At 66.4% G+C, this 3,834-nt stretch carries 2 protein-coding genes; one reads left to right on the top strand and one right to left on the bottom strand.

Annotated features, from left to right (window positions below; genetic code table 11):
- Positions 1-444 precede the first annotated feature (444 nt).
- Positions 445-2,718, top strand: a complete 2,274-nt coding sequence (locus WA805_RS07425; protein ID WP_422275500.1) for a LuxR C-terminal-related transcriptional regulator — start codon at positions 445-447, stop codon at positions 2,716-2,718.
- Between the two features lie 100 nt (positions 2,719-2,818).
- Here the strand turns inward: WA805_RS07425 and WA805_RS07420 are convergent, their stop codons facing one another.
- A complete protein-coding gene (locus tag WA805_RS07420; RefSeq protein ID WP_425241962.1) occupies positions 2,819-3,586 on the bottom strand; it encodes an SDR family NAD(P)-dependent oxidoreductase in 768 nt (255 codons plus the stop codon).
- Positions 3,587-3,834 lie beyond the last annotated feature (248 nt).

Below are 3,834 nucleotides of genomic sequence, written 5' to 3'. Positions count from 1 at the left end.
CTGGCTGCGCTGGTCAAAGCCCGGCCCAGAAGGATGCAGTTCGCCTGCGCTTGGATGGTTGATGACTTTCCGCGGACCGAGTTCTTACGAAGTCGGCGTGCGCTGTGTCGGCGGAACGCGAATACTGACCTGGGCGCGGCAACCGAATTTTGACCACCTTCCCCTAGATCCTGGCTATCGCCCACCAGCTCACCGGCGGACAGAATGCTGTTGTCGAACCGGGGATGGCGCAGATCCAGTTCCCGGTGAGCGTGAACACCAGTAGGCCTGCGGCACGGCCCGCCGCTAGGGTTGCGCAAGCATGAAATCTGCGTTAACGGTTGATGAACGCTAGATGACGGAAGACTGTCAGGATAGTAAGGCTCTGGTGTGCGGCCTGGTCGAGGTCGCCACGTCGGCAGAACGTCGTTGATGCCACGTTTATCCGGGAGTACGTTGAGGAGAATGAAGCGGGAGGTCATCGACGGGTTTCAGGCGGTCTCTGGCAGGAATCACCTGACTGCTCCCGGACTCGCCTTCGCGCTAATTGAGTCAAAGTTTCACCCGCCCGGGGTCCGGCCGGGAATCGTGGTCCGGACCGCCCTGGTCGAGCGGTTGGCCGCTACCCGGGTGCCGGTGATCACTGTGGCCGCCCCACCCGGTTACGGTAAGACCACCCTTATGTCGCAATGGGCTGAACGGATCGGATCGCGCGCGGCATGGCTGTCCTGCGACGACGGAGACAACGATCCGGTTGTGCTGCTGAGTGCCCTGGCAGTTGCGCTGGACCGGATCGGGCGCGTCGACCCGTCGATATTCTCGGCGCTGGCCTCGGCCGGGGCCGACATCACTGTCGTCCCCAGGTTTGTGTCCGCTGTCGCCTCGGTGCAGCCGCCTGTGACTGTGCTGCTCGACCAGGCTGAGGCTGTGACGAACAGGCAGTGCCTGAACACGATCGCCGAGTTCGCCCTGCGCCTGCCGCCTGGCTGGCAGCTCGGGCTGGCGTCGCGCACCGTGGTACCTCTGCCGACGGCGCGGTTGCGCGCTCAAGGCGGGATACTTGAGGTCACCGCTGACGACCTGTCGATGGGACCACGGGAGGCGGACTCCTTGCTGAAGGGGGCAGGAGTCGAGGCTGACGAGGCGAGCGTTCGTGATCTCCTGCAGCGGACCGAAGGCTGGCCAGCCGGGCTGTATATCGCCGCGCTAGCCATCAAGTCCGGCAGCCGGAACAGCGATGTCGGTTTCACATTCACCGGCGACGATGTCTACATGGGCGACTACCTGCGCTCCGAGCTTCTCGACCGGATCTCAGGCGCGGAAGCGTCATTCCTCATCCGCACTTCGGTCCTGGACCGGATGTGCGGATCACTCTGTGACGCGATCTTGGAGGAGACCGGATCCACGGCTGTCCTGGAGCAGATGGAAGCCAGGAACCTGCTAGTGATCCCGCTCGACCGCCACCGGGAGTGGTACCGGTACCACCACCTGCTCCGGGATCTCATGCGGGCAGAACTCCGGCGCCGAGAGCCCGATCTGATCCAGGATCTGAATTTCCGGGCGGCAGCGTGGTTCGAGGCGAACGCCATGCCGGAGGCGGCGATCGACCATGCGCAGGCGGCAGGAGACTACGACCGGGTGGCCCGGCTGATTCTGGAACTCCAGCAGCCCGTCTGGGCCAGCGGGCGCGTCGAGACGGTGCTGCGCTGGATGGACTGGCTCAGGGATATCCCGTCAGCCGAGTACTACGGGGCGATCGCCGTGCACGGCTCCTTGATCTTCGCGCTCTTGGGCCAGCCCGCCGAGGCCGAGCGCTGGGCGGCCGCCGCGGAGCGTGCGTCCCCGGGTGGGGTCCTTCCAGACGGCAGCACCATGGAGGCCACGCTCGCGTACCTGCGCGCGATCTTGTGCCGTACGGGCATCGGCGAGATGCGGCGCGACGCGCGGATCGCCTGGGAGGGGCTGAGCCCTGCCAGCCCGTACCGGGCGACCATGCTGTACACGGAGGGCATCTCCTACCTGCTGGAGGGTGACCTGGCCCGAGCCGAGCCCATTCTCGCCCGGGCACTAGATCTGGCGACCCAAGCCGGTAGCTTGCCCCTTGCCGGTATGATCCTCGCCGAGCAGTGCGGCGTGGCCGCCGAACGCGATGACTGGCCCGAGGTCACGACGCTCGCGCGACGAGCAGCCACAATCGTGGAGACCGGGCATTTCGGCGACTACTGGACTAGCGCCCTGGTATATGCGTGGGCGAGCCGCGCCTCGGCGTACCAGGGCGATGTTGGCCAGGCGCGGTTCTACCTCGGACGGGCGTCCCGGCTCAGGCCCCTGCTGACCTACGCCCTGCCCGTCGTGTCAGTCCAGGCACTTCTGGAGATGACCCGCTCGTACATCACGCTCGCCGACCCCGAGGGTGCCGCGGCGGTTCTGGCCCAAGTCCATGACATCCTCCAGCAACGACCGGACCTCGGTGTCCTACCGGAGCTGGCTGGCCAGCTGCAGGCTAGTCTCGCCACGGCCAACGCGCGCGCCGTCAGCGCCTCGTCGCTTACAGCGGCCGAACTGCGGCTCTTGCCACTGTTGGCCACGCACCTGTCGTACCAGGAAATCGGCGAACGGCTATTTGTCTCCAAGAACACGGTCAAGACACAGGCGTACTCCGCCTACCGGAAGCTCCGGGTCTCATCGCGCAGCGAGGCGGTCGTCCGCACACGCGAGCTCGGTCTAGACGCCGTCTAGCCTTGAAGGGTGCCCCTCAAATGCCTCTCGGCCTGGCCAGCGGACCTGACTGTCAACCCTGACCGCCAGAAAGCCCGGGCCGCGGGCTAGTCCAGAGTGGTTACAGGGTCACGCCGGTCAGCGTGGCGCAATAGCTGAGCAGTCGGTCCTGAATCTTGAGATCGCGGGCGGCGGGGTGTGCCGTGCGGGGCTTCTGGTGATAGAAGTAGCCGCCCGTCGTCGTTGCGTCCGGATCCGGGCTGACGGCTAGCCACGCCTGGGTCACCGGGGCCAAAGACATGTCATCGGGTGCGCCGGGACCGCCCATTCTGGTAGGCACCCAGCCGGGCTCAAGCGCGTTCGACAGGACTCCGGTCCACAGCCGCGCGACGGCGAACGCGAGCACGACGTCGAACAGCTTGCTGTCGGAGTATGCCTGCGAGCCGTTCCAGCGACGGCTTTCCCACTGCGGATCGGTCAGGCCCGGATCCCCGCCGCGATGCATGCCCGAGCTGAGGTACACCAGCCGGCCAGGCCGCTCGATCAGGCCGGTCAGCAGGTACGGGGCGAGCACGTTGATCGCGAAGACGTGCTCCAAACCGTCATCGGTGCTGATGCGCCGCGGCTCCCGGTAACCGACCCCGGCATTGTGAATGACCGCGTCGTAAGAGCCGCCCGCGTTAGCCTGCTCGGCGACCTGCCGCATGCCAGCGATGCTGGACAGGTCGCCGACGACGACAGCCCTGGCCGCGGGCAGCGCCGCACGTGCGTCCTCGGCCCTGGCTGCACTGCGGGCATGCAGCGTGACCGAGTGTCCGCCGTCTGCTAGCAGCTTGGCCGCCATCAGTCCCAGGCCCTCGGTTGAGCCGGTGATGAGCACGCGTGACATCAGCAATTCCCTTCGAGTAGAAGCGGCAGCCGCAGGACTGGCAGCGCCAGCCTGGAAGGGGTTGCGAATCCGCGGCGGACATTACCACGGTCATTGATGGCCGATCTCCCGCGGTCGTGCACCCAAGGTTCCAGGGCCGCGGGACCCGGCAGCGAGGAATGCGGTTCCGAAGAACAACTCGGTCCAGGACAGATCGGACAGTTCTTCCTGCATGGCTGCGCGAATCGCCTCCCACGGACGGCGCGCGA

This window comes from Trebonia sp., from assembly GCF_049794275.1.
Classification (GTDB): Bacteria; Actinomycetota; Actinomycetes; order Streptosporangiales; family Streptosporangiaceae; genus Trebonia.
Note: the sequence above shows the minus strand (reverse complement) of the source record. Positions and strands in the feature narration are given on the sequence as shown.